The 22,402-nt window shown below is 59.1% G+C and carries 18 protein-coding genes; 5 read left to right on the forward strand and 13 right to left on the reverse strand.

Annotated elements, in window-relative coordinates; genetic code table 11:
• The first annotated feature begins 46 nt into the window (after window positions 1–46).
• Window positions 47–265 (forward strand): DUF2970 domain-containing protein, encoded by a 219-nt coding sequence (locus ACIOWE_RS22400; protein ID WP_401395965.1) that lies wholly within the window; start codon window positions 47–49, stop codon window positions 263–265.
• A 6-nt stretch (window positions 266–271) separates the two neighbouring features.
• Here ACIOWE_RS22400 and ACIOWE_RS22405 read toward each other — a convergent pair whose 3' ends face one another.
• On the reverse strand, window positions 272–1,345 hold the full coding sequence (locus tag ACIOWE_RS22405) for an ABC transporter substrate-binding protein (protein WP_401395968.1): 1,074 nt from the start codon (window positions 1,343–1,345) through the stop codon (window positions 272–274).
• A gap of 524 nt (window positions 1,346–1,869) precedes the next feature.
• On the opposite strand from ACIOWE_RS22405, the gene ACIOWE_RS22410 reads away from it, so the two are divergent.
• Together ACIOWE_RS22410 and ACIOWE_RS22415 are read left to right on the forward strand one after the other, a co-directional pair.
• A complete protein-coding gene (locus tag ACIOWE_RS22410; RefSeq protein WP_401395971.1) occupies window positions 1,870–3,528 on the forward strand; it encodes a nitrite/sulfite reductase in 1,659 nt (552 codons plus the stop codon).
• Window positions 3,512–4,006: a DUF934 domain-containing protein gene (locus tag ACIOWE_RS22415; protein WP_095189786.1), complete on the forward strand. Its 495-nt coding sequence runs from the start codon at window positions 3,512–3,514 to the stop codon at window positions 4,004–4,006. Before ACIOWE_RS22410 ends, ACIOWE_RS22415 begins: the two co-directional genes overlap by 17 nt.
• A gap of 65 nt (window positions 4,007–4,071) precedes the next feature.
• On the opposite strand, the gene ACIOWE_RS22420 is transcribed toward ACIOWE_RS22415, so the two are convergent.
• Window positions 4,072–8,010 carry a dermonecrotic toxin domain-containing protein gene (locus ACIOWE_RS22420; protein ID WP_401395974.1) on the reverse strand — a complete coding sequence of 1,313 codons (3,939 nt, stop codon included), beginning with the start codon at window positions 8,008–8,010 and terminating at the stop codon, window positions 4,072–4,074.
• A 180-nt stretch (window positions 8,011–8,190) separates the two neighbouring features.
• Window positions 8,191–9,222 carry a protease SohB gene (gene sohB, locus ACIOWE_RS22425; protein WP_401395977.1) on the reverse strand — a complete coding sequence of 344 codons (1,032 nt, stop codon included), beginning with the start codon at window positions 9,220–9,222 and terminating at the stop codon, window positions 8,191–8,193.
• A 204-nt stretch (window positions 9,223–9,426) separates the two neighbouring features.
• On the opposite strand from sohB, the gene ACIOWE_RS22430 reads away from it, so the two are divergent.
• Window positions 9,427–10,137 carry a histidine phosphatase family protein gene (locus ACIOWE_RS22430; RefSeq protein WP_401395980.1) on the forward strand — a complete coding sequence of 237 codons (711 nt, stop codon included), beginning with the start codon at window positions 9,427–9,429 and terminating at the stop codon, window positions 10,135–10,137.
• Between the two features lie 63 nt (window positions 10,138–10,200).
• The gene (locus tag ACIOWE_RS22435; RefSeq protein WP_008015934.1) at window positions 10,201–10,515 is read left to right on the forward strand and encodes an SCP2 sterol-binding domain-containing protein; all 315 of its coding nucleotides are present in this window, start codon (window positions 10,201–10,203) and stop codon (window positions 10,513–10,515) included.
• A 58-nt stretch (window positions 10,516–10,573) separates the two neighbouring features.
• Here the strand turns inward: ACIOWE_RS22435 and ACIOWE_RS22440 are convergent, their stop codons facing one another.
• The 10 genes from ACIOWE_RS22440 to ACIOWE_RS22485 all read right to left on the reverse strand — a co-directional run bounded on the left by ACIOWE_RS22440 (window position 10,574) and on the right by ACIOWE_RS22485 (window position 22,360).
• Complete coding sequence (locus tag ACIOWE_RS22440; RefSeq protein ID WP_401395982.1) at window positions 10,574–11,164, reverse strand: hypothetical protein; 591 nt, start codon at window positions 11,162–11,164, stop codon at window positions 10,574–10,576.
• Entirely contained in the window at window positions 11,161–12,213 is a 1,053-nt protein-coding gene (locus ACIOWE_RS22445; protein ID WP_401395985.1) for a hypothetical protein, read from the reverse strand. The genes ACIOWE_RS22440 and ACIOWE_RS22445 overlap by 4 nt, the downstream gene beginning before the upstream one ends.
• Before the next feature lie 12 nt (window positions 12,214–12,225).
• Window positions 12,226–12,753 (reverse strand): PAAR domain-containing protein, encoded by a 528-nt coding sequence (locus ACIOWE_RS22450; protein ID WP_201203231.1) that lies wholly within the window; start codon window positions 12,751–12,753, stop codon window positions 12,226–12,228.
• Between the two features lie 43 nt (window positions 12,754–12,796).
• The gene (locus ACIOWE_RS22455; protein WP_401395988.1) at window positions 12,797–14,416 is read right to left on the reverse strand and encodes an ABC transporter ATP-binding protein; all 1,620 of its coding nucleotides are present in this window, start codon (window positions 14,414–14,416) and stop codon (window positions 12,797–12,799) included.
• A 1-nt stretch (window position 14,417) separates the two neighbouring features.
• A complete protein-coding gene (locus tag ACIOWE_RS22460; protein ID WP_401395991.1) occupies window positions 14,418–15,440 on the reverse strand; it encodes an ABC transporter permease in 1,023 nt (340 codons plus the stop codon).
• Window positions 15,440–16,504 carry a microcin C ABC transporter permease YejB gene (locus ACIOWE_RS22465; RefSeq protein ID WP_401395994.1) on the reverse strand — a complete coding sequence of 355 codons (1,065 nt, stop codon included), beginning with the start codon at window positions 16,502–16,504 and terminating at the stop codon, window positions 15,440–15,442. The genes ACIOWE_RS22460 and ACIOWE_RS22465 overlap by 1 nt, the downstream gene beginning before the upstream one ends.
• Window positions 16,491–18,341: an extracellular solute-binding protein gene (locus tag ACIOWE_RS22470; RefSeq protein WP_401395997.1), complete on the reverse strand. Its 1,851-nt coding sequence runs from the start codon at window positions 18,339–18,341 to the stop codon at window positions 16,491–16,493. The genes ACIOWE_RS22465 and ACIOWE_RS22470 overlap by 14 nt, the downstream gene beginning before the upstream one ends.
• Window positions 18,342–18,610: 269 nt before the next feature.
• Window positions 18,611–21,265 carry a TonB-dependent receptor gene (locus ACIOWE_RS22475; RefSeq protein WP_401396000.1) on the reverse strand — a complete coding sequence of 885 codons (2,655 nt, stop codon included), beginning with the start codon at window positions 21,263–21,265 and terminating at the stop codon, window positions 18,611–18,613.
• 118 nt (window positions 21,266–21,383) lie between these two features.
• A complete protein-coding gene (locus tag ACIOWE_RS22480; protein WP_201238450.1) occupies window positions 21,384–21,887 on the reverse strand; it encodes an RES family NAD+ phosphorylase in 504 nt (167 codons plus the stop codon).
• Complete coding sequence (locus ACIOWE_RS22485; RefSeq protein WP_401396004.1) at window positions 21,884–22,360, reverse strand: antitoxin Xre/MbcA/ParS toxin-binding domain-containing protein; 477 nt, start codon at window positions 22,358–22,360, stop codon at window positions 21,884–21,886. The genes ACIOWE_RS22480 and ACIOWE_RS22485 overlap by 4 nt, the downstream gene beginning before the upstream one ends.
• Window positions 22,361–22,402: the final 42 nt, after the last annotated feature.

A 22,402-nucleotide genomic window follows, 5' to 3' on the forward strand; every position in this document is an offset into this window, starting at 1 on the left:
GCAAGTTGGCTATGCTCATCTGGACAACTGACGTTACGAGGGATTTATGGACGATCCAGTCGACAACAAACCGCCGAGCTTCTGGCAAATGCTGCACAGCGTGATGGCCGCCGCGTTCGGCGTGCAGAGCGGCAAGAACCGGGCAAGGGACTTCACCCATGGCAAGCCCAGCCATTTCGTGGTGCTGGGCATTCTGTTCACGGCGGTGTTCGCCCTGACCCTGTTTGCCATCGTCAAACTGGTGCTGCATTTCGCCGGGGTGTGACGATTTTCAGTGCATCAGGGTCTGCAAGGTGAACGGGTAACGGTAAGAGGCCGGCCGGCCCTTGGCCGATAGTTTGCGAAAACTCACGCCGTAGTTCGGCGACTCGCCCATGGCGAGCATTTGCCGGGCCTGTTTTTTGTCGATCAGTTGCAGCAAGGGCAACTGCCGGTCACGCCCGCCGAACTGATTCAGATCGACGCCTTGCTGATAGTCGTGCACTTCCACCAGCGCCCAGCCGCCAAGGGTGAAATGCCCGCCCAACAACGCACTCAGACGCCCATCGACCATTGCCTGCAACGCCGCCGGTGAAGTATTGACCGCGCTGAATAGCGCGTCCTTGCCCGGAACCTTGCCGGCCTCGGAAAACGCCTGCATCGCGCCGAACGCCATCTCATCATTGGCCGACCACACCAGTGACACTTTCGGATACCGGGCGAACAGCTGTTTTGCCTGTTCGTAGGCGCGTTGCTGCGTCCAGCCGCTGTAAACCAGTTGACGCAGGCGAACCTGCGGATGCTCGGCCAGGGCGCGCTGCATGCCGTGTTCGCGCAATTGCGCCGACGGGGTGATCTTCAGACCGGAGAACGCCAGCATTTCAATCGCTTCATTCGCAGCCACGGGCGGGTGCAGACGAATCAGTTCCTTCATCATCAGATAACCGCCCTCCTCGTCATTCGGCACCAGACTGCCGATGCGATCGGTGCGCTCGCCGACCAGCGCCTGCTGATTCGGCGTCAGCGCGGCGTTGACGATGAACAGCTTTACGCCGCTGTTCTGCGCAAGCCGCAGGATCTGCGGCGCAACGTATTGCTCGTTGGCGAAAATCAGATAGTCGGGCCGATTCGGCCCCTGCAACGCAAGACGGGCCTGAGCCAGGGTGAGTTCCGGCTGGCGCTGGGAATAGAGGATTTGCAGATCGATCCCCAGATCCCGGGCGGCCGCCTGCATGAATTGCGAATAACTGCGCCAAAAGGCTTCCTGCGTCGAGCCCGGGTTCAGAAACAGCACAGACTCTGCGCGCGTGCAGGTGGAAAACACCGCACCGAACAACAGAAAGCTGACGTGGAGAAACTTGAACATGAATCATCCGGGCCCAAGGAAAAATGGCCGCGCATTATAGCCATCCAATCACCGGCTATTGACGCCTGATCCCGTTTTTTGTCCGACAATCGTCGGGCGCGGGCCCGGATGGGTCGTTTACTGATGACTGACCCAGAATACCGCTGTCCCCACGACCAGAATGATCAGGAACAAAATGGCCCATGCATCAACGCTGCTATCGCTTTTCCTTGCCTTGGTCGGATTGCTCATTGCATCGCCTCTTATCGGTTTTATCGGTGATTGCAGAAAGACTCGTCCACAGTTAAGACGATGATTGTCCGCACGACAAATGTGGAATAGTTAATAACCGTTCTCGTTAGGCGATTTGGTTCTTTACATATACTCAAACATCACTTTTGCGCATAACTGCAAACGGGTATATTGCCCCGGCTCCGTTAGGGAGCGCGCGGCCGTGCGCGCAGAATTGCAGAGGCACCATCGGACTCCAGCAAGCGAAAACGCAGCGTTTTCCGAGTAGCCCAAAGCCTGAGAACAGGACTTATATGTACGTATACGACGAGTACGATCAGCGGATCATCGAGGACCGCGTCAAGCAGTTCCGTGATCAGACCCGACGCTATCTGGCAGGTGAGCTGAGCGAAGAAGAATTCCGCCCCCTGCGCCTGCAAAATGGCCTGTACATCCAGCGCTTTGCGCCGATGTTGCGTGTGGCGGTGCCTTACGGCCAACTGACTTCGCGTCAGACGCGCATGATGGCCAAAATTGCCCGTGACTACGACAAGGGCTACGCCCACATCAGTACCCGGCAGAACGTGCAGTTCAACTGGCCGGCGGTGGAAGACATCCCGGATATCCTTGCCGAACTGGCCACCGTGCAGATGCACGCGATCCAGACCAGCGGCAACTGCCTGCGCAACGTCACCACCGACCAGTTCGCCGGTGTCGCCGCCGACGAATTGATCGACCCGCGCCCATGGTGCGAAATCGTCCGCCAGTGGACCACCTTCCACCCGGAATTCGCCTACCTGCCGCGCAAATTCAAGATTGCCGTCAACGGTTCCACCGCTGACCGCGCCGCCATCGAAGTGCACGACATCGGTCTTGAACCCGTGCATAACGCAGCCGGCGAGCTGGGTTTCCGCGTACTGGTTGGCGGTGGCCTCGGTCGTACTCCGGTGGTCGGTGCGTTCATCAACGAGTTCCTGCCATGGCAGGATCTGTTGAGCTACCTCGACGCCATCCTGCGGGTCTATAACCGCTACGGCCGTCGCGACAACAAATACAAGGCGCGGATCAAGATCCTCGTCAAAGCCCTCACGCCTGAAGTGTTCGCCCAGAAAGTCGATGCGGAAATGGAGCACCTGCGCGGTGGCCAGACCACGTTGACCGAAGCCGAACTGCACCGTGTGGCCAAGCACTTCGTCGATCCGGACTACAAGGCGCTGGACAACCAGAACGCCGAACTGGCCGCACTCGACAAGGAACATCCAGGCTTCGCCCGCTGGCGCACCCGCAACACCCTGGCGCACAAGAAGCCGGGTTATGTGGCCGTGACCCTGTCACTGAAGCCAACCGGCGTTGCCCCGGGCGACATCACAGACAAACAGCTCGACGCTGTTGCCGATCTCGCCGACCGTTACAGCTTCGGTCAACTGCGCACCTCCCACGAGCAGAACATCATTCTTGCCGATGTCGAGCAGGACAAGCTGTTCACCCTGTGGGGCGAGTTGCGTGAAGGCGGTTTCGCTACGCCGAACATTGGTCTGCTGACCGACATCATCTGCTGCCCTGGCGGTGATTTCTGCTCGCTGGCCAACGCCAAGTCGATCCCGATTGCCGAATCGATCCAGCGCCGTTTCGACGACCTCGATTACCTGTTCGACATCGGTGAGCTGGACCTGAACATCTCCGGTTGCATGAACGCCTGTGGTCACCACCATGTGGGCCACATCGGCATTCTCGGCGTGGACAAAAAAGGCGAAGAGTTCTATCAGGTCTCCCTCGGCGGCAGCGCCAGCCGTGACGCGAGCCTGGGCAAGATCCTCGGCCCGTCCTTCGCTCAGGAAGCCATGCCTGACGTCATTTCGAAGCTGATCGACGTGTACGTGGAACAACGTACCGAAGACGAGCGCTTCATCGACACTTATCAGCGTATTGGCATCGACCTCTTCAAGGAACGCGTCTATGCAGCGAATCATTAAGAACAACGAAGTCGTCGACGAAACCTGGCACTTGCTGCCCAAGGATTTCAACATCGACGAGATCAGCAACTGCGACGATCTGATCGTTCCGCTGCAACTGTGGCGCGAACACAGCCGTATGCTCAAGGCCCGCGATGGCGGCCTGGGCGTGTGGCTGGACGCCGACGAAGAAGCCGAGGAAATCGGTGACGACGTCGCCGAGTTCCAGGTCATTGCCTTGAACTTCCCGGCCTTCACTGACGGCCGCAATTACTCCAACGCACGCCTCCTGCGTGACCGATACGGTTTCAAAGGCGAGCTGCGGGCAATCGGCGACGTGCTGCGCGACCAGTTGTTCTACATGCACCGCTGCGGCTTCGACGCCTTTGCGGTGCGTGCGGACAAAGACCCTTACGAAGCCCTGGAAGGTCTCAAGGACTTCTCGGTGACCTATCAGGCCGCCACTGACGAACCGCTGCCGCTGTTCCGTCGTCGTTGATAATCAAACCTTGAGCCCGTGTCCACGGGCTCAAGGCTTTTCGCTTCCCTCCTTCCTTCATACGATCATTCGCCTGCCACGGGAAACGGCCTGCCCATGGCTGCCCAGTCCCTGAACAGCTTCGCGCGGTTTTCCAGTACTTGGAAAAGCGCCATGGGGTTGTCTGCATCGTCCGCAGCGGCTACTACGTTTTGACTCAATCGGTGCCAGAGATCGGGGGATTCATCCGCCTCGCTCAACAGCCGCCAGACCCGGACTTGCAACTCCGAATAGATAACGCGAAATTCCGGCGTCAGGCTGACCCCGTCAAGCGTGCGCAAGAAGCGTCTGCCAACCGGTTTGGCGGCCAGGCGCTGCCAGATCGCCAAACGGGCATTGCTCAGTTGCTGCTCCGTATTGCGCAGCCATACTCCGGCTTCTCCATGCAGAGGTCCCGGTGCGCCCAGCCAGACGTTGAAACCACAACGCCGCCGATGCGCGACAAAGCGTAACAAGGTGTCCTCATCTGTCAGCGGATTGCCCCACAACTGCACGCGCCCCGGAGCGATGGCCTGCGCGAGCACTGCCCGCGGAACCCGGGCAATCTGGTTGCCACGCAGATCCAGCGACGTCAGATAAGGCTCGTCGCGAATCCCGATCGGGCACGTGCTGATACCGGTATTGCGCAGACTCACTTCCCGCAGATTGTTCATGCCTTGCAACATCGGCGGGACGCCCAGCGGGTTTTCACTCAAGTCCAGCACTTGCAGATTGCTCAGGCTGCCCAGTTGCGCAGCGGTGTTCTCTCGCAGAACCAAATGGGTTGCGCGCAGATCCAGCTTCGTCAGTTGCACAAGCGACGGGATCACCGAGGGCAGCGCGCTGTGCAACACGCCCATGGCATCGGCCACCCGCAGATCGACGCTTTCCAGATTCAGCGTTCGCAAATGGGGGAAAGACTCAAGAAAGCCGTTCAGGCTCTCGCGCTCGACCACGTGGAAGCCACGCAAGGACAGCTCGATCACCTCATTGAAGCGGGTACTTACCTGCGGCAAACGGTGAAAATCTTCGAACTCCAGGTTCAGCTTGTAGCCCGTCAACACACCGTCAACGTAAAGGCGACTTTCCGCAGGCGGCCGCTTCTGCCAGATTTCGAGCAGTTCCTCGGCCAGTTCCCGGCGACACTCTCGTTCGTAAGCCAGCGTGTGTTGCAACAGGTTGACGTTGTACGCCTCGATTTGCGCGGGCGTCATGCCGGCGGCATCTTCGTCGTCAGCATCCATGAACTCGATATCCATGTCATCGACATCGGTCAAACTCTGTTCGATCCAGCCATTCAGATCCATGACCAACACCTGCAACTGCTCCTTCAGGTGATCGAGGCGCAACTGCGCATTGGCGCCCTCCCGCAACAGCCATGCATCGACCTCCACATAGCTGAAACCGGGATAAACATCCCTGACCTGTAAGCGCATCATTGCGTGGGTCAGCGCCGCTGACTGTGCAGTGTCGGGAAAACCGCCTCCGCGCAATCCCTGCATTTCGAAGGGCAACCCCATGTCCATTCTGCCAAGCCCCGCTGCCAACGCTGAACGCGACAACGCCAGATCGCGCAACTTGAACTTGAGTCCGTCAGCCACGTTCAGCACGGGTAACTGCAGCGCCGAGCGCTCGTCGGGGGTCAAAACTTGGGTAATTGCTTCGAAAATATCCGCATGACCCACGGTGCCTGGAGCGGCATCAATGGACTGATAGCGCGTGCCGATTTTTATCAAGTGACGACACGTGGCGGCATCCAGCGCTCCGGTGCGATCCAGCACACGCCCGAGCGCAGAGCCATCGCGAATTTCCAGTCGCAAGTCTTGCGGCCATCCGGGGAGATTTTTCAGTGAATGCAGTACCAGTGTGTCCGAATCGGCGTGGCTGACCGATTGCAGATAAAGGCTTTCGTGAGCGCGAACCCAGCGGACATGCTCCTGATACTGTCGCGCCTTGCTGTCGAGGTTCTTGAACAGCACCCTGGCACGGGCCGTCTCAGGCGTGCCCGCGAGATCGACGCCATAGCGATCAAGCATCTGTTCAACAGCGTTTTTCGGCAACCCGGGGTATTGCTGCTGAAAAAGCCGCACCCAGGCATTTTCTGAACGCTGGAGGGCCTGATAGCGATCGTCGAACCATGCGGCTCGGCGGGCCTGCAACGCCTCTTGAACGGCGCTGTCCTTTGGCAGGTTTTTCGCGTCGAACTGCATTGAGCGCAAAGCTTGCGTCACGTCCTGATCAATCTGGAACCGACTGATAATGTCGGCCAGCATGGGATCGGGCTGACGGCCGCTGCGAATCATGCGCAGCACATCGTCATCGACGGCGCTGACCTTGCCAATCTGTAGCAGTACCTCGTCGCTGAAGCTCTGCACCGTGGGGCCAATGCCCCGCAACAAGCTCAGGCGGGTTTGCGGCTCGACTGGCACCGCAGGCGTTTCCACAGCGGCAAACTTTTCTGAAGGTGCCACCGGCTGTTCATCTTCCAGACTGGTGACGAGCGTGGCTTCACGGCCTTCATTTTTCAGGCTGGCCAGTGCACCGGCCAACGGCAAGGAGTTGAGTAAACCGAAGACCGTGCGGGTCACACCAGCGGCACGCTCATTTGACGTTTCACCGTCAATGGCCTGATCCAGACCATACGCCGCGTCGATCAGGCCAGCCAGGGCCAGGATCCCTTCACCACCCGGGAAAAACAATGCCAAGGGCGCAAAGCGGTTGAGCCACTGCACTACCGGCTCGACAATCGAGCTGAGGCTGTCGCGGTTGACCTGACCGTCGTCACGAATGCTCGAGACGCTGTCCCCGGCCACCTGCTTCATCGCTGCCACCAATTGCGCAAACGGATCGACGCCAGCGAGCACGCTTTCAAAATCGATGTAGTCGTGCGGATCCCAGTAACCGTCGTTGTTGAAGAATCCAGCCTCCTTCGTCAATCGGTGCATCGCCGGATAGATCGCCATCCCCTCAAGCGCGGTCAGGACGCCCGCATGAAAGGTGCCATCCTGGCGGTCATCCTTCTGAAAATGCTCCGAGAGGGCTTTTTTGGTCGAGTCCGCTTTGCCTTGGGTGACGATCCACTCCCGCAAGGCATGCTCATCGGCGAACTCATGCAAGGGCGAAGAGTTGCCGGGAATGTAGAGCAACAGCATGGAAGCCGAGCGCCGGCGAAAACACCAGATGTCCGTCGCGGTATAGCGATACAGCTTCAGACGACTCGCTTCGAAACCTGGCGGGATTCGGGTCGGCGCTTGCAGTTGTTTGAGGGTCAGGCTTTTCCAGGTTTGCAGGACAGGCAACGCTGCCGCTTGCAGGGCAAGCGCAAGGCCCTGAACCGACAGACTGCCCTCAAAACGTTGCAGGTGGGCCGCCATGACAAATGCAGCCTTCACCGAGGTTCTCAATGGATAAGGTGCCGCCGCGCCGATGACCGGGTCTGACGGCCAGGATTGATCGAGGTAGGTCTGATACAGGTCTGCCAGCATCAGGTCCCAGACCCATTTCTTGAATTCGGCGGGCCGCAACTGAATCTGGGTGCCCGGCCCATAGGTCTGTGGAACCGTTGCGCGGTAAATGCCTTCATACGTGTCGTGATTGCCGCTGCCAGTCGTGGCGAATTCATCCACGTTGTCGACAATCCGCACTGTTGGCCCCAGATCGGGTGGTTGATACAGCCCGAATGCAGTTTCGCCAATACGCCCGTCACCCGTGACCTGGTAATTGCCGAGCAACGCATTGATCAGGGTTTGCGCGTTTTTCACGCGTCCCTGATGAATGCCTTTCCTGGCAGGGTGCCCACGGTAGTTGTAATCCAGCGTGACCAGTAATGCGCTATGCGGATCAATCGCAGTGCCCCACTTCTTTTTGATCAGGGCGCCACCAAACTGCGCGGGGGTTTGTGGCAAGGCGATGTCCACCGCGGCCTGGAGCTCACCAGACAATGTGGCGGCGGACGTGAGCGGCGCGTCTTGGGCTGAGTCAGTCATGTGCATTCCATTGCAACAGATTGGAAGCACCAGACTACCCAGACCCGAAGCACGAGTCAGTCGGACTGATCGGCAGGATGCCTAGGACGTTTCGCTGCTGTGACGGGAAAAATGCCTGACGGCAGACGAAAAAAACCGCGGAAGTCCGCGGTTTTTTGTCTGCCGGTGACGAACGCCGGATTACCAGAAACGTTGCTGGGTCAAACGACTCCACCAGCTCAACAGCACGCGATCCACCGAACCGCTGGCCGCCATGCCGATGCGCTCTTGCAGGCTTTTGCGCTCGGCGTAATGCAAGTGATAGACCTCGGCCTGTTTGGCTTTCTGTGCGAGGTACTCATCGCTGGTCTTGAGTTCATCGACCAATTGTTTGTCCAGCGCCGCAACGCCGAGCCAGACTTCGCCGGTCGCCACTTCGTCGATGGCCAGTTGCGGGCGGTAGCGGGCAACGAAGTTCTTGAACAGTTGGTGAGTGATGTCGAGGTCTTCCTGGAACTTCTCGCGGCCCTTCTCGGTGTTTTCGCCGAATACGGTCAATGTGCGTTTGTACTCACCGGCGGTCAGCACTTCAAAATCGATATCGTGCTTCTTCAGCAAGCGATTGACGTTAGGCAACTGCGCAACCACACCAATCGAGCCCAGAATCGCGAATGGCGCACTGATGATCTTCTCGCCGATGCACGCCATCATGTAGCCGCCGCTCGCCGCGACCTTGTCGATGCACACCGTCAGCGGCACGCCGGCTTCGCGGATACGCGCCAGTTGCGACGATGCCAGACCGTAGCTGTGCACCATGCCGCCGCCACTTTCCAGACGCAGGACGACTTCATCCTTGGGCGTGGCGAGGGTCAGCAACGCGGTGATTTCGTGGCGCAGGCTCTCGGTGGCCGAGGCCTTGATGTCGCCATCGAAATCCAGCACGAACACGCGAGGTTTGGCCTCGGGCTTTTTCTTTTGCTTCTTCTCGCTTTTCTCGGACTTGGCCTCGCCCTTGCGCAACGCCTTGAGCTGATCCTTGTCGAGCAGCGTCTGCTCCAGACGCTCACGAAGGCCTTTATAGAAATCATTGAGCTTACTGACCTGCAACTGCCCCGCCGATTTGCGCCGGCCCTTGCTGCGCAACGCGGCAAAACTGGCGAGCACCACCAGGATGGCGATCACCAAGGTGACGGTCTTGGCCAGGAAACTGGCGTATTCGGTGAAAAACTCCACAGAGACTCCTCAAAACGATGTGTGGATGTGCGGCAAGCGCGCAATGGTTCCAGCATACCCATGCGCCGGCTCGTCGGCCAGCCGTGAAACCTCTGGCAACACGCCTGTAACGGGCATTTCAAACAAGCGTATGTTTTTTCATTGACAGCTCTGCATCATCCTCATAACCTCGCCAAACCTTCAACGTACCGGGATGACGCGGACGTGGGCAGCATCTATTTGATTCGACATGGCCAGGCCTCCTTTGGTGCAGACGACTATGACGTCCTGTCGCCGACCGGTGTGCGCCAGGCAGAAATCCTCGGCCAACACCTGGCTGAGCTGGGGATCCGCTTCGATCGCTGCCTGGCGGGTGACCTGCGCCGTCAGCAACACACGGCCACCAGCGCGCTGGAACAGTTCACCGCCAAAGGCCTGTCGGTGCCGACGCTGGAAACCGATTCCGCCTTCAACGAATTCGATGCCGACGCGGTGATTCGCGCCCTGCTCCCGGCGATGCTGCCGGACGAACCGGAAGCCCTCGAGATCCTGCGCAACGCCGCGCAAAACCGTGGTGAGTTCCAGCGCATCTTTGCCTTGATCATCGAGCGCTGGCTGGCCGGCACCTACGATACTCCGGGGCTGGAGAGCTGGCTGGGGTTCGTCGAGCGTGTCCAGGGCGGCTTGCACCGGATTCTCGAGCAGGCAGAAAAGAACCAGAAAATCGCGGTATTCACCTCTGGCGGCACCATCACTGCCCTGCTCCACCTCATTACGCAAATGCCTGCCAGGCAGGCCTTTGAGTTGAACTGGCAAATCGTCAACACCTCGCTCAACCAGCTGAAGTTCCGCGGTCGCGAGGTGGCTTTGGCCTCCTTCAACAGTCATGCACATCTGCAACTGCTGAAGGCCCCGGAACTCATCACTTTCCGTTGAGTCCGGATTACCGTGAACCTTGCTGTATCAACCAGCTTTTATTACCCAAGAAAGGATTGAACCATGACCTCCGTAGCTGACGCCGTACAAGCAATGAAAGCCAAGTTCAACCCAGCCGCTGCTGCCGGTCTGGATCTGGTCTTCGGTTTCCGCATCGACGACACCAAGAACTTCTCGCTGATCGTCAAGGACAGCACCTGCGAGCTGCAAGAAGGCGAGAACCCGGACGCCCAGGTCACTCTGGTGATGGACGGCGAAACCCTGGAAGGCATCGTCGACGGTTCGACCGACGGCATGCAGGCGTTCATGGGCGGCAAACTGCGCGCTGAAGGCGACATGATGCTGGCGATGAAACTGTCCGAGCTGTTCCCTTCGTAAGACTGCGGTTCGCTTACAAACAAATCCCGCCTGGTTGGCGGGATTTGTCGTTTCAGGGTCACTGGATGCCGTCGGCGTCCAGCTCCTTGAAGACCTGCCGATCGGCGATCTGGGTCTGACTGTCGGGGTACATTAACTGGACGCTGCCACCGGGGATGATTTCACCGGTTTGCGCATCACGGGCGAAGGTGATGACATACCGCTCACCCTGATACTTCAGGTAAATGTTGTAATAATCCTGCGGCTGATCCGGCGCTTCGAAGGCGCTGTAGCGATAGCGGATGCGTGGAACCAGCATCGGCCATTCCTTGCCAAGCAAGTCGCCATTGACCGGCGGATCCGCCGCCTCGAGGGCAACAATGGCGCCGGCTACCAACTCATCGTTGTCGCTTGGTTTGAAAGGCAATGGTCTGTTACGAAGCATGGTTACAGCGCTTTTTTTTCCATCGACAACATCACTACGGTACATGTCGGTACGAAACCATTTTGTTGCATCAAAACGGTTCTCTTCCGGACTCCAGTCGCCGTAATACATCATCACTTTCTCGCTCATCGCATCTTCCCTTGTGTGCAGATATAGACCCATCGCACTAAAAACCAGCAAAAAGGCCGCTATGACACCCACGCGCTTGTGAAAATTAACAGTCATGGCTGTGCCGGTTGCCCTTTTTTAAACTTCAGTTGCTGCTTCGGTGGGCCCAAAGGCGTATTGCCTGACCGCACCTTTCCGACAGCCCCATAATCGTCCAGCGGATAGCTCATGTTCTTTTCATTTTTCGTGCGGCTCTGGGCATGCATCAACAGCTTTTTGTCGTTTTCGGTCGCCAGCGCCGGCGGCTGGACCGGGGCTGTTTCGCCCGGCAGCTCCAAGGTGTCGTCCTTCTTCGACAATCTGTATTCAGCGAGACGCCGTTCGTAGCCAGCCTTCTTGATCCTGAATGCAGATTTGGCTCGATCGTCCGACGCTACGCGCGCCTTCGCCCCCTCCAGACCATCACGATCTGCATCGCTGCCATACGTTTGGTCGTAAAGGCTGCGCCGCGGGTAAGCATGAATAGTTGCCCCGGTGGAATCAGCAAGTCTCTGTGCAAGACTGAGTTCGTAATGCTCCTGGCCTTCACTGACCAGCGCAGTCTCGTCCACCCCCAAACCGGTTCGGCACGCGTAAGAAAAAATATTGGCGCCCAAGGCAAAGGCATCAGGCTGCAACTGACTGGCCTGCGCAGGTCCAAAGCGGTAGCTGGCGTCCTTGCCTTCGATTTCGTAACCGAACTCGATATTGAACACCACGCCGTGGGCAAAGATATCAAGCTGTTTGATCTCGCGCTTTTCTTCTACCCGCTTGTTTATGAAAGCAACCAGTTCGGCGGCTGAATCAATCTCAAGGTATTCGGCTTTGTAGGTATTAACGACAAGTTCTTTAAGCGTGGCGCGCATTTTGGGGTCGTATTCCGCGACAAACAGCAGAAAGAAGGTCTTGTCCGCGGCCCCCTTTTTAACGTTCGAATAGTCTCTCAACTGGCCGACACCTTGGTTGATGAAACTCATCTTGTTACCGTAATTTCCGCGAATCTCCGTCCAGCGACTAATGTGGTAAGAGCCAACCACCGTTACATAATCGTACTTGAGCGTGCCCTTCACCTGCGTCGTCGCGTGTTGATCGCTGGTCTCGCCCTGTTTCTTGTCCGGTGTCGCCACGGTGAACCTTCCTTAGTAAGCGATGCCCAGTGCATCCAGGTGAGCGGCGGCTTCCTTGCCCCATTGCACGACAATGGAAGTCGGATCAGCGGTGAACACCCGTGCGGCGTTGCCGTGGTTGTCGGTATGGCCGACAAGGCGTTGGCCGTCACCGGTTTCGATGCAAAAGAGCATGTCGGGAATGGCTTCGCCGGTGGTTTCGTCGACCAGTTGGAAACGTTCACTGTGTTTGGGGACCGTCACGATCGGAATGAACGGTGCGGCGCCGGCCTGGGTGCCGACGAAGACGTCGCCAGAGCCGGTGATGATCATGCCGCCGTGGGCGGTGGCACTGCCGAGAAACGCAATGGGTTGGCCATTGATCAGGATGTTACCGATGCCTTCGCTGACCGCATCGCCGCAGGCCGTGGCGTCGCCGACGCGCAACACCGGCATGCCGTTGATGTTCACGTTGGGTGAACCGGCGGTGCTTGCATTGGTGCCGTGGCCGGTTACCGGGCAGGCGTTGAGATCACTGAGTCGGGCGGCAGGTTTTGCCATCATCTACATCCTTGTGAGAGCCAAGCCGCGGAATGTACCGGATCTAGACCAGGGATAAAAGTCTGTCCTTGGCTGCAAGGGGCAAATCCGGCGCAGCGAACGATGCGGCCAGCAACTCTCGCGTATAAGGATGGCGCGCCTGACGAAACAGCTCATCCGTTTCGCCTCGTTCCACCACCTCGCCATCCTTCATTACGATCAAGTCATGCGCCAGCGCCCGCACCACCGCCAGATCGTGGCTGATGAACAGGTAGGTCAAGCCGTACTCCTCCTGCAATCGCCGCAACAAACCAACGATCTGTTTTTGCACCGTACGATCCAGCGCCGAGGTCGGTTCATCCAGCAGGATCAGGTCCGGTTTGAGCACCAGCGCGCGGGCGATGGCGATGCGTTGTCGCTGACCACCGGAAAACTCATGGGGATAGCGATGACGCGTTGCCGGATCGAGGCCGACTTCGCGTAGCACGGCAATCACCGCCTGCTCCCGCTCGTCAGCGTTCAGATCACTGTGCACGCGCAGTCCTTCGGCGATGATCTGCTCCACGCAAAGACGCGGGCTGAGACTGCCGAACGGATCCTGAAACACCACTTGCAGACGTTTGCGCAGTGGCCGCAGTTGCTTGCCGCTCAGCAGTTCCAGCGCCTCACCCTGAAAGCGAATGCGGCCCTCGGCATCAATCAGGCGCAGGATCGCCTGCCCCAGTGTGGATTTGCCGGAACCTGATTCGCCGACGATCCCCAGAGTCTTGCCGCGCTGCAGCGTCAGACCAATCCCCTTCACCGCCTCTAGATAAGTCTTGGGCCGCAGCCAGCCACCGCCCAGTCGGAAACGGACATTCAGATCACTCACCTGCAACAGATCTTCCGCCGCATCGCGACAGAGTGCCGTGCCGCCCGGTTCGGCATTGAGCAATTCAATGCTGTAAGGATGCTGCGGTGCGCTGAACAACCGCTCGCAAGACGCCTGCTCGACAATTAATCCACCGCGCATCACTGCCACTCGCTGAGCGATAGTGCGCACCAGATTAAGGTCATGGCTGATGATCAACAGCGCCATGCCCAGGCGCGACTGCAACTCTTTCAACAGCAGCAGAATCTTGCGCTGCACGGTGACGTCCAGTGCTGTGGTCGGTTCATCGGCGATCAGCAGTTGCGGCTCGCACGCCAGCGCCATCGCGATCATCACCCGTTGCCGCTGACCACCGGAGAGTTGATGCGGATAAGCCTTAAGCCGTTCGCGTGGACGCTGAATGCCGACCAGTTCCAGCAGTTCAAGAATACGCTCGCGGGCGGCCGCACCGGCCAGGCCCTTGTGCAGGGCAAGGCTTTCACCGAGTTGTCGTTCAATGCTGTGCAGCGGATTCAAAGAACTCATCGGCTCCTGAAAAATCATCGCGATGCGATTGCCGCGCAGTTGCCGCAGATAACGCTCATGTACGCCCAACAACTCTTCACCGGCATAACGAATGCTGCCGTCGATCCGGGTGATGGACGGGGCGAGCAACTGAAGGATGCTATGCGCCGTCACCGATTTGCCGGAACCGGACTCGCCCACCAGTGCCAGGCATTCACCGGGACGGATGTCGAGGTCGATGCCGTGCACCACTTCCTGGCCATTGAAGGCCACGCGCAGGTCGCGTATTTCGATCAGGTTATCGCTCATTTCAAGTCCTTGGATCAAAAGCATCGCGGCAGGCTTCGCCGATAAACACGAGCAGGGACAGGATCAGCGCCAACGCAAAAAACGCGGTCAGCCCCAACCATGGCGCCTGCAGATTGTTCTTGCCCTGGCCGATCAGTTCTCCCAGTGAAGCGCTGCCGGCCGGCATGCCAAAGCCGAGAAAATCCAGCGCCGACAACGTCGCAATCGCGCCGGTAAGAATGAACGGCAGGTAGGTCAACGTCGCACTCATGGCATTGGGCAGGATGTGCCGGACGATCACCTGAGCATCACCAACCCCCAGCGCCCGCGCAGCTTTGACATACTCAAGTCCCCGGCTGCGAAGGAATTCAGCGCGCACCACGTCGACCAGACTGAGCCAGGAAAACAGCGCCATGATCCCCAACAGCCACCAGAAATTCGGCTCGACGAACCCGGACAGAATGATCAGCAGATACAACACCGGCAGCCCCGACCACACCTCCAGCAAGCGTTGCCCGATGAGGTCGATCCAACCGCCGTAATAACCCTGCAACGCACCAGCGGCGATGCCGATCAGCGCACTGGCGGCGGTCAGTGCCAAGGCGAACAACAGCGATACCCGCGCCCCGAAAATCACCCGCGCCAGTACATCCCGCGCCTGATCGTCGGTGCCCAGCCAGTTCTCGCCACTGGGCGGGCTCGGTGCCGGTTCCGTAAGGTCGTAATTGACCGTGTCGAAACCGAACGGGATCGGCGCAAACCACATCCGCCCGCCCTGCCCCTCGATCAACTGGCGCACCTGCGCGCTGCGATAATCCGGCTGGAACGGCAGTTCCCCGGCAAAGTCCTGCTCGGTGTAACGCTTGAACGCCGGGAAGTACCAGTCGCCCTGATAGCTCACCAGCAGCGGTTTGTCGTTGGCGACCAATTCGCCGCCCAGACTCAGGCCGAACAGCGCGAGAAACAGCCACAGCGACCACCAGCCACGCCGATGCGCCTTGAACCGCGCCCAGCGACGCTGGCCGATAGGAGATAACGTCAGCATCAGGCAGCCCTCGCGGTGAAGTCGATGCGCGGGTCGACCAGCGTGTAGCAGAGGTCGCCGAGCAGTTTTATCAGCAGGCCGAACAAGGTGAAGATGAACAGCGAACCGAACACCACCGGGTAGTCGCGTGACACCGCCGCTTCGTAGCTGAGACGGCCGAGGCCATCGAGGGAGAAGATCACTTCGATCAGCAACGAGCCGCCGAAGAACACGCTCACCAGAGCCTGGGGCAATCCAGCGACCACCAGCAGCATCGCGTTGCGAAACACATGACCGTACAACACCTGCCGCTCACTCAAGCCCTTGGCCCGGGCCGTGACCACATACAGCCGTGAGATTTCATTGAGAAAGCTGTTCTTGGTAAGGATCGTCAACGTGGCGAAACCACCGATCACCAATGCCGTCACGGGGAGCACCAGATGCCAGAAGTAATCGGCAATCTTGCCCCACAGCGACAGTTCGGCGAAGTTGTCCGAGACCAGCCCGCGCACCGGAAACCAGTCCAGCGCCGTGCCGCCGGCAAACACCACGATCAGCAGCAATGCGAACAGAAACCCCGGCATCGCGTAACCGATGATGATCGCCGCACTGCTCCAGACATCGAACGCCGAACCGTTGTGCACAGCCTTGCGAATGCCCAGCGGAATCGACACCAGATAGGTGATCAAGGTCGCCCACAAGCCCAACGACAAGGTCACCGGTAGCTTCTGCCAGATCAGCTCGGTGACGCTGGCACCCCGGAAAAAACTCTGGCCGAAATCCAGTTGCGCGTAGTTCCGGAGCATCAGCCACAAGCGTTCGCTGGCAGGCTTGTCAAAGCCATACTGGCGCTCGATGTCGGCCACCAGTTGCGGATCAAGGCCACGGGTCGCGCGGGATTCGCCGCCGACACTCTCGACATGGCTGGAGCCCACCGCGGCCCCGACGCCAATCCCCTGCAAACGCGCAATGGCTTGCTCCACCGGACCGCCCGGTGCGGCCTGGACGATAACGAAATTGACCAACAGAATCGCCAGCAATGTTGGCACGATCAGCAGCAGACGCCGCAGGCTATAACCCCACATGGGCAAACTCCTTTTGCTGATGCTGCATCTGGGTCGAGGTCAGTGCGGTAGGGCTGATTTCCCACCAGGTGTCGAGGCCGGCGTCGTACAGCGGCGCAATCGCCGGGCGGCCGAAACGGTTCCACCACACGGTGGAAAGGCCCGGCGGGTAATAGTTGGGCACCCAGTAATAACCCCACTGCAACACCCGATCCAGGGCACGGGCATGACGCAGCAGACTTTCGCGGTTATGGGCTTGTACCAGCCCTTCGAGCAGCGCATCGACCGCCGGATCGCGCAGCGTCATGTAGTTGTTCGAACCGGGATCGTCGGCACCGTCGGAGCCGAAGTAATTGAACATCTCGCGCCCCGGTGCCTGACTGACCGGGTAACCGACAACGATCATGTCGTAGTCGCGATTGCGCACGCGGTTGGTGTACTGCGCGGTGTCGACCTGACGGATATCGAAGCCGATACCGATCTGTGCGAGGTTGCGTTTGAACGGCAACAGCAAGCGTTCGAAGCCTTTCTGGCCATTGAGAAAAGTGAACTGCAGCGGTTCGCCTTTGCTGTTGACCAACTGATCACCCTGGGGTTTCCAGCCTGCCGCCGCCAGCAGTTTCAGTGCTTGCAACTGCTCGGCGCGGACGTTACCGCTGCCATCGGTTTTCGGCGCCTCGAAGACCTGGGTAAAAACTTCGTCGGGAATCTTGCCGCGCAACGGCTCAAGGATTTTCAGTTCCTCGGCATCCGGCAGTTCGGTGGCCGACAAGGCACTGTGGGAAAAGTAGCTGCGTTGGCGCAGGTACATGCTGCGCATCATCTGCCGGTTGGTCCATTCGAAATCCCAGAGCATGGCGATTGCCTGCCGCACCCGGCGATCCTGAAACTGCGGCTTTTGCAAGTTGAACACAAAACCCTGCGAGCCTTGGGCGGCGCCGGGCGCGAGATGCTCACGGCGCAATTTGCCCTGCTCCAGCGCTGCACCGGCATAGCCGATGGTGAAACTGGTCGCCGAGAACTCACGGTTGTAATCGAAACCGCCGGCCTTGAGCACCTGGCGCGAGACGTCGGTGTCGGCGAAAAACTCCACGCTCAAATGATCGAAGTTATACAGCCCGCGAGTAATCGGCAGATCCTTGGCCCACCAATCCGTGACCCGTTGAAATTTCACGCTGCGTCCGGCATCCACCGCACTGATTCGATACGGGCCGCTGCCCGGCGGAATCTCGAAACCGCCACCCTCTGCGAAGTTACGGCTGCGCCACCAATGCTCGGGAAGGACCGGCAACGTCGCCAGATCCAGCGGCAAGGTGCGACTGTCGCTGTTCTTGAACAGGAAACGCACCTGAGTCGGCGACTCCACCTGTACTTCGGCGACGTCACGAAACTGCTGGCGGTATTTGAGGCTGCCCTGGGTGGTCAGTAGTTCGAAGGTATAGCGCACGTCTTCAGCGGTGATCGGCGAGCCGTCTTCGAAACGTGCGTGGGGGTTCAGGTAGAAACGCAGCCAGCGGCGATCAGCGTCCAGCTCCATCTGCTGCGCCACCAGACCATAAACGCTGTACGGCTCATCCTTGCTGCGATAGGCCAGCGGCGCGTAAAGCCAGCCGTCGACATCCGCCACGCCGGTGCCTTTGTCGATGTAGGGAATCAGATGATCGAACGGGCCGCTTTCCAGCGAAGACCGGCGCAGGGTGCCGCCCTTGGGCGCGTCGGGATTGGCGTAGGCGAGGTGCTGGAAATCGGCGGCGTACTTGGGGGCTTCGCCGTAGACGGTGAGCGCCGGTTGCGGGGTTGCCCAGCCGAACGGCGTCAAAAGCCCACAAACGCTGAATAAAATGAGTCTGGAGAACATTGGCAGATCCCTTTTATACGGTGCTGCTGATGGCCTCATCGCTGGCAAGCCAGCTCCCACAGGTTTTCTGCTGCTCGCGAATGTCTGTGCAAGCTGGCTTGCCAGCGATGAGGCCCTAACAGTCACTACACAATCTGCCTACCTGTGATGTGCACCAGGTCGGCCATTTTTATAGGGCAGGCTTTAGATCAATAAGTCACTAAAAGCCCACCCGACTGCGAATACCGTTTCCCAAGGAGCTGCCTGCGGCAGCTCCTACAGGGTCAAATTCAGAATTTGTAGCTGACTCGCGTGTACAGCGTCCGCCCGAACGGGTCGCCGTATTTCGGGTCGTAGCCGCTCTGGAAGGTGTAGGTCTGGTTGCTGAACGGCGGCTCGCGGTCGAACAGGTTTTTCGCGCCGAGGGTCACGCTCAAGGTCTTGCGCCAGGTGTAAGTGCCGGCCAGGTCCCAGACGTTGTACGAACCGACGTAGTCGTGGGCCTCGCGATCCGAATCGTGATAACCGCTGGTGTAGCGGTTGGTCAGCGCAACGCCATACGGGCCGTAATTCCAGCTGCCGGTCAGGCTATGTCGCCAGCGTGCCACGGCGCCGGCCGAGGCAAAGTCGCCGCCACGGAAGTCGCCAAGCTTGTCGATGTAATCGCCCTTGAGCTGCTGCTGATAGTCATAGCGGGTGACGTAAGTGCCTTGCAGACCGATGCCGAAATTGCCGTACGGGGTACTCGGCAAGCGATAGTCGAAACTGACATCGACGCCGTTGGTTTTGATCTTGCCCAGATTGGCGAGCCCCGTGACGATGTGGTCAATGGAGCCGTCAGGCTTGCGGATCAGGCGATCCGGGTACAACTCGGGATTTTCGAACACCGCCGATTCCGGAAACTCGGCGATCTGATTGGCAATGTCGATCCACCAGAAATCCAGCCCGGCCGTCAGACGTTCGAACGGCTGATAGACAAAACCGAGGGTGACGTTGCGCGCAGTCTCCGGGCTCAAGTCGGTGTTGCCACCGCTGGTGCGGTTGAATTGCTGCGCGCAGTCACGGTTGGCGATGCCGCCATTGCCCGGATTGCCGCCGGCGCACAGGCGCGGGTCGTTGTAGTTGGCGTTGGTGAAACTGGTGAAGGTCGGGTTGTACAGCTCATACAACGACGGCGCGCGGAAACCTTCACTGTAGGCACCGCGTACCACCAATTCCTTGAACGGCTGAAAGCGGAACGAATATTTCGGGTTGGTGGTACTGCCGAAATCGCTGTACTTGTCGTGGCGCACAGCGGCCGACAATTCCAGGCTGTCGAGCACCGGTACGTTGACTTCGGCGTATTCAGCCGAAACGCTGCGATCTCCGGCCACGCTGCCGTTCGGGTCCACCCCAAGGCTCTGCACGTCACCGGCAAATTGCGCGAAATCCTGATGGAAGTCTTCCTTGCGGTACTCACCGCCCAGCGCCAGGGCTGAGGGGCCGGCGCCGAACCAGTCGCCAATCTCGCGGCTGATACGCCCATCGATAGCCTTCACACGCCCGACCGCCGTGGCGTAATCGCCGTCCACCGCGTTGGCCGCCAACAGCGCCGAACCGGCGCCGGTCTGTGGGCCGAACGGGTTGATCAGGCCATTGGCAATCCCGGCGCTGACAGCGCGGTCATTCACGTAGCCACTCTGAATGGTGTTGACCACTTTGTTCTGGTTGTACGAGGCGCCGACGTTGTAATCCCAGCCCACCAGTGTGCCGTCGAAACTCAGCAGCAGACGCTGACCGGTGTTGTCGTCCTCATGCTGACGGGCGCCCACCGCCGTTTCGCGCCAGTTCACATCGACCGGTTGCGTCGGGTCCAGGGCAAAACCGCTCGGCCCGGGCGTGATGCCGTTACCCGGATAGAACGCGGTGCCAGGGTTGACCTGATTACCCATCAACGTACCCGGACCAATCTGCGTGCGGTTTTCGTTGCGCGCCCAGAAGTATTCGAGGCTGACGTTGTGGTCGTCCGACAGTTTGCCGGTGGCTTTGGCGAAGGCCGAGGTCTTTTCGGTTTCCGGCACCAGGTCGAGATAGTTCCACAGGCTCTGGCGGCAGATACCGTTGCGCGAGAGCAAACCGGGCGCGTTGCAACCGGAACCGGCCAGCGGGTTGGTCGCATTGCTGCCCTGACTCCAGTTGGCTGGCGAGGCGGTGCCGGAGGTGTAATCGAGACCGCGACTGGGCTGGTAGTTGTAGGTGTAACCACGGTCCTCGGCAGCCAGTCGCTGCTGTTTGTCGTAACTGACCACGCCGAACACGTTGAAGCGGTCATCCTGCAAATCACCGAACCCCCAGCTGCCGCTGAAGTTACGGCTTTCGCCACCACCGGAATGGGTCGGTGTGTCGTAGTTGGTGCTGATCTGGCCTTCGGTAAGGCTGGTCTTGGTAATGAAGTTGATGACCCCACCGATTGCATCGGTGCCGTACAACGCCGACGCGCCATCGCGCAGCACTTCCACCCGGTCGATCGCGGCGAACGGAATGGTATTCAGGTCGACTCCGGATCCGTTGATCGCATTGGTGGCGTTGTTACTCAGACGCCGACCGTTGAGCAGCACCAGCGTCTTGTTCGGGCCGATCCCGCGTAAATCCGCGTAAGACGCACCACCGCTGCTCGATCCCACCGAGCGCCCGGAGCCGACCGAAGACTGGTTGGCGGAAATGCGACTGACCAGCTCTTCCGTGGTGGTCACGCCCTGCTCGCGCAACTCTTCGACGCGCAGAATCGTGACCGGCACTGCGGTTTCCGCATCGACCCGGCGAATCGCCGTACCGGTGACTTCGACCCGTTGCAGTTGCGTGGTCGGCTCGGTCGCTGTGCTCTCAGCAGCAATCGCCGGCAGCGTGTTGATTGCCAGCAGCAAGGCCAGGCTCAAAGGGGATTTAACGGGTGAAAAATGGATCATGAACAGCCATCCCTGCGTTTTGGTTTATGCAGGGATGTGCGATGACGAATAAGGATTTATAGAGGGCGAGTTAGACCGTTGGGTGATGAGGTTATGCACAAAATGCCATGGGCGCACATCAGGCCAACGCCATCTCCCTGAGTAACCGTGTATCCAACCCAAACCGCTCTTGAGAAACCATTTTGAACTGCCCCTCTGCCAGTTCGCAGCTCACCAGCAAGTTCCACGAATGCCGGGTGGCCGCCGAGGGCATCAGCACAAACGGGTATTCAGCCAGCAAAGCGTCGGCAAAGTCCCGTTGATTGGGTGAAGGCCGTGCGGGGCTCAACCAGTAAGGATTCGGCACTTCCTCTGGCTGCACCACTCTGACCTTTGCGTCACTGATGACCTCAAAACAGGTCAGTACATAAGGCTCACTGTCCAGCACATCAAAACTGTGATTGGCCGCCACCTCCAGAATGGCCGACGACGGGTCGACTGATGCATAAACCACTCGCCGACCGGGTGCATTCCATCGTCCTCCTTTGAGCTTTGAACCCATCCCGCTGTCCCAGGTGCATCCGTAGGCTTCGGGGTCCAGCCGCCACGCATACCAACGCTCGTCCCATGGCAAGGGATTCATTGGTGGACCCCGTAAATGATCTGCCCCAGATATTGCTCCACCATCTGGAAACCCAGTGAATGTCGGGTCAGTTCCGACGGCACGTAACCGTTCAGGTAAGGAGTGGGCTGCTGCAACCACTCTTCTGCCTTTTTTTGACGCCCGAATGCCCGAATAGCCATTTGCAGCACCAAGGCATACTGGTAAGCGATGACACTCTGATGCGGATCAAGGCGTACCGACAAGCCTTCCTTCATCAGCCGTCGCACGGTTCTGACCGACTTGCCGGTGATACGCTTGACCATCTCGCCTTGCTGGTACAACTCGGAGGTGGAAAGCATGTTGACGACGTCGCTGAGTTCAAAGCCCTGATCTGTCAGCTCGATGATCAGCGTGGCATCGTCACCGACGTTCTGACCCTGCACGAGTATGTCGACAGGTTTGCCTTCGACTTTTTTCAGCCCCGTGAGCCGAGGCGCTTTCACTGCGGGCATCGCGACATCCTCCATGGGGCATCGGGCGCGATCGTCGCGCCA

This window comes from Pseudomonas sp. NPDC087598, assembly GCF_044743525.1.
Lineage (GTDB): Bacteria > Pseudomonadota > Gammaproteobacteria > Pseudomonadales > Pseudomonadaceae > Aquipseudomonas.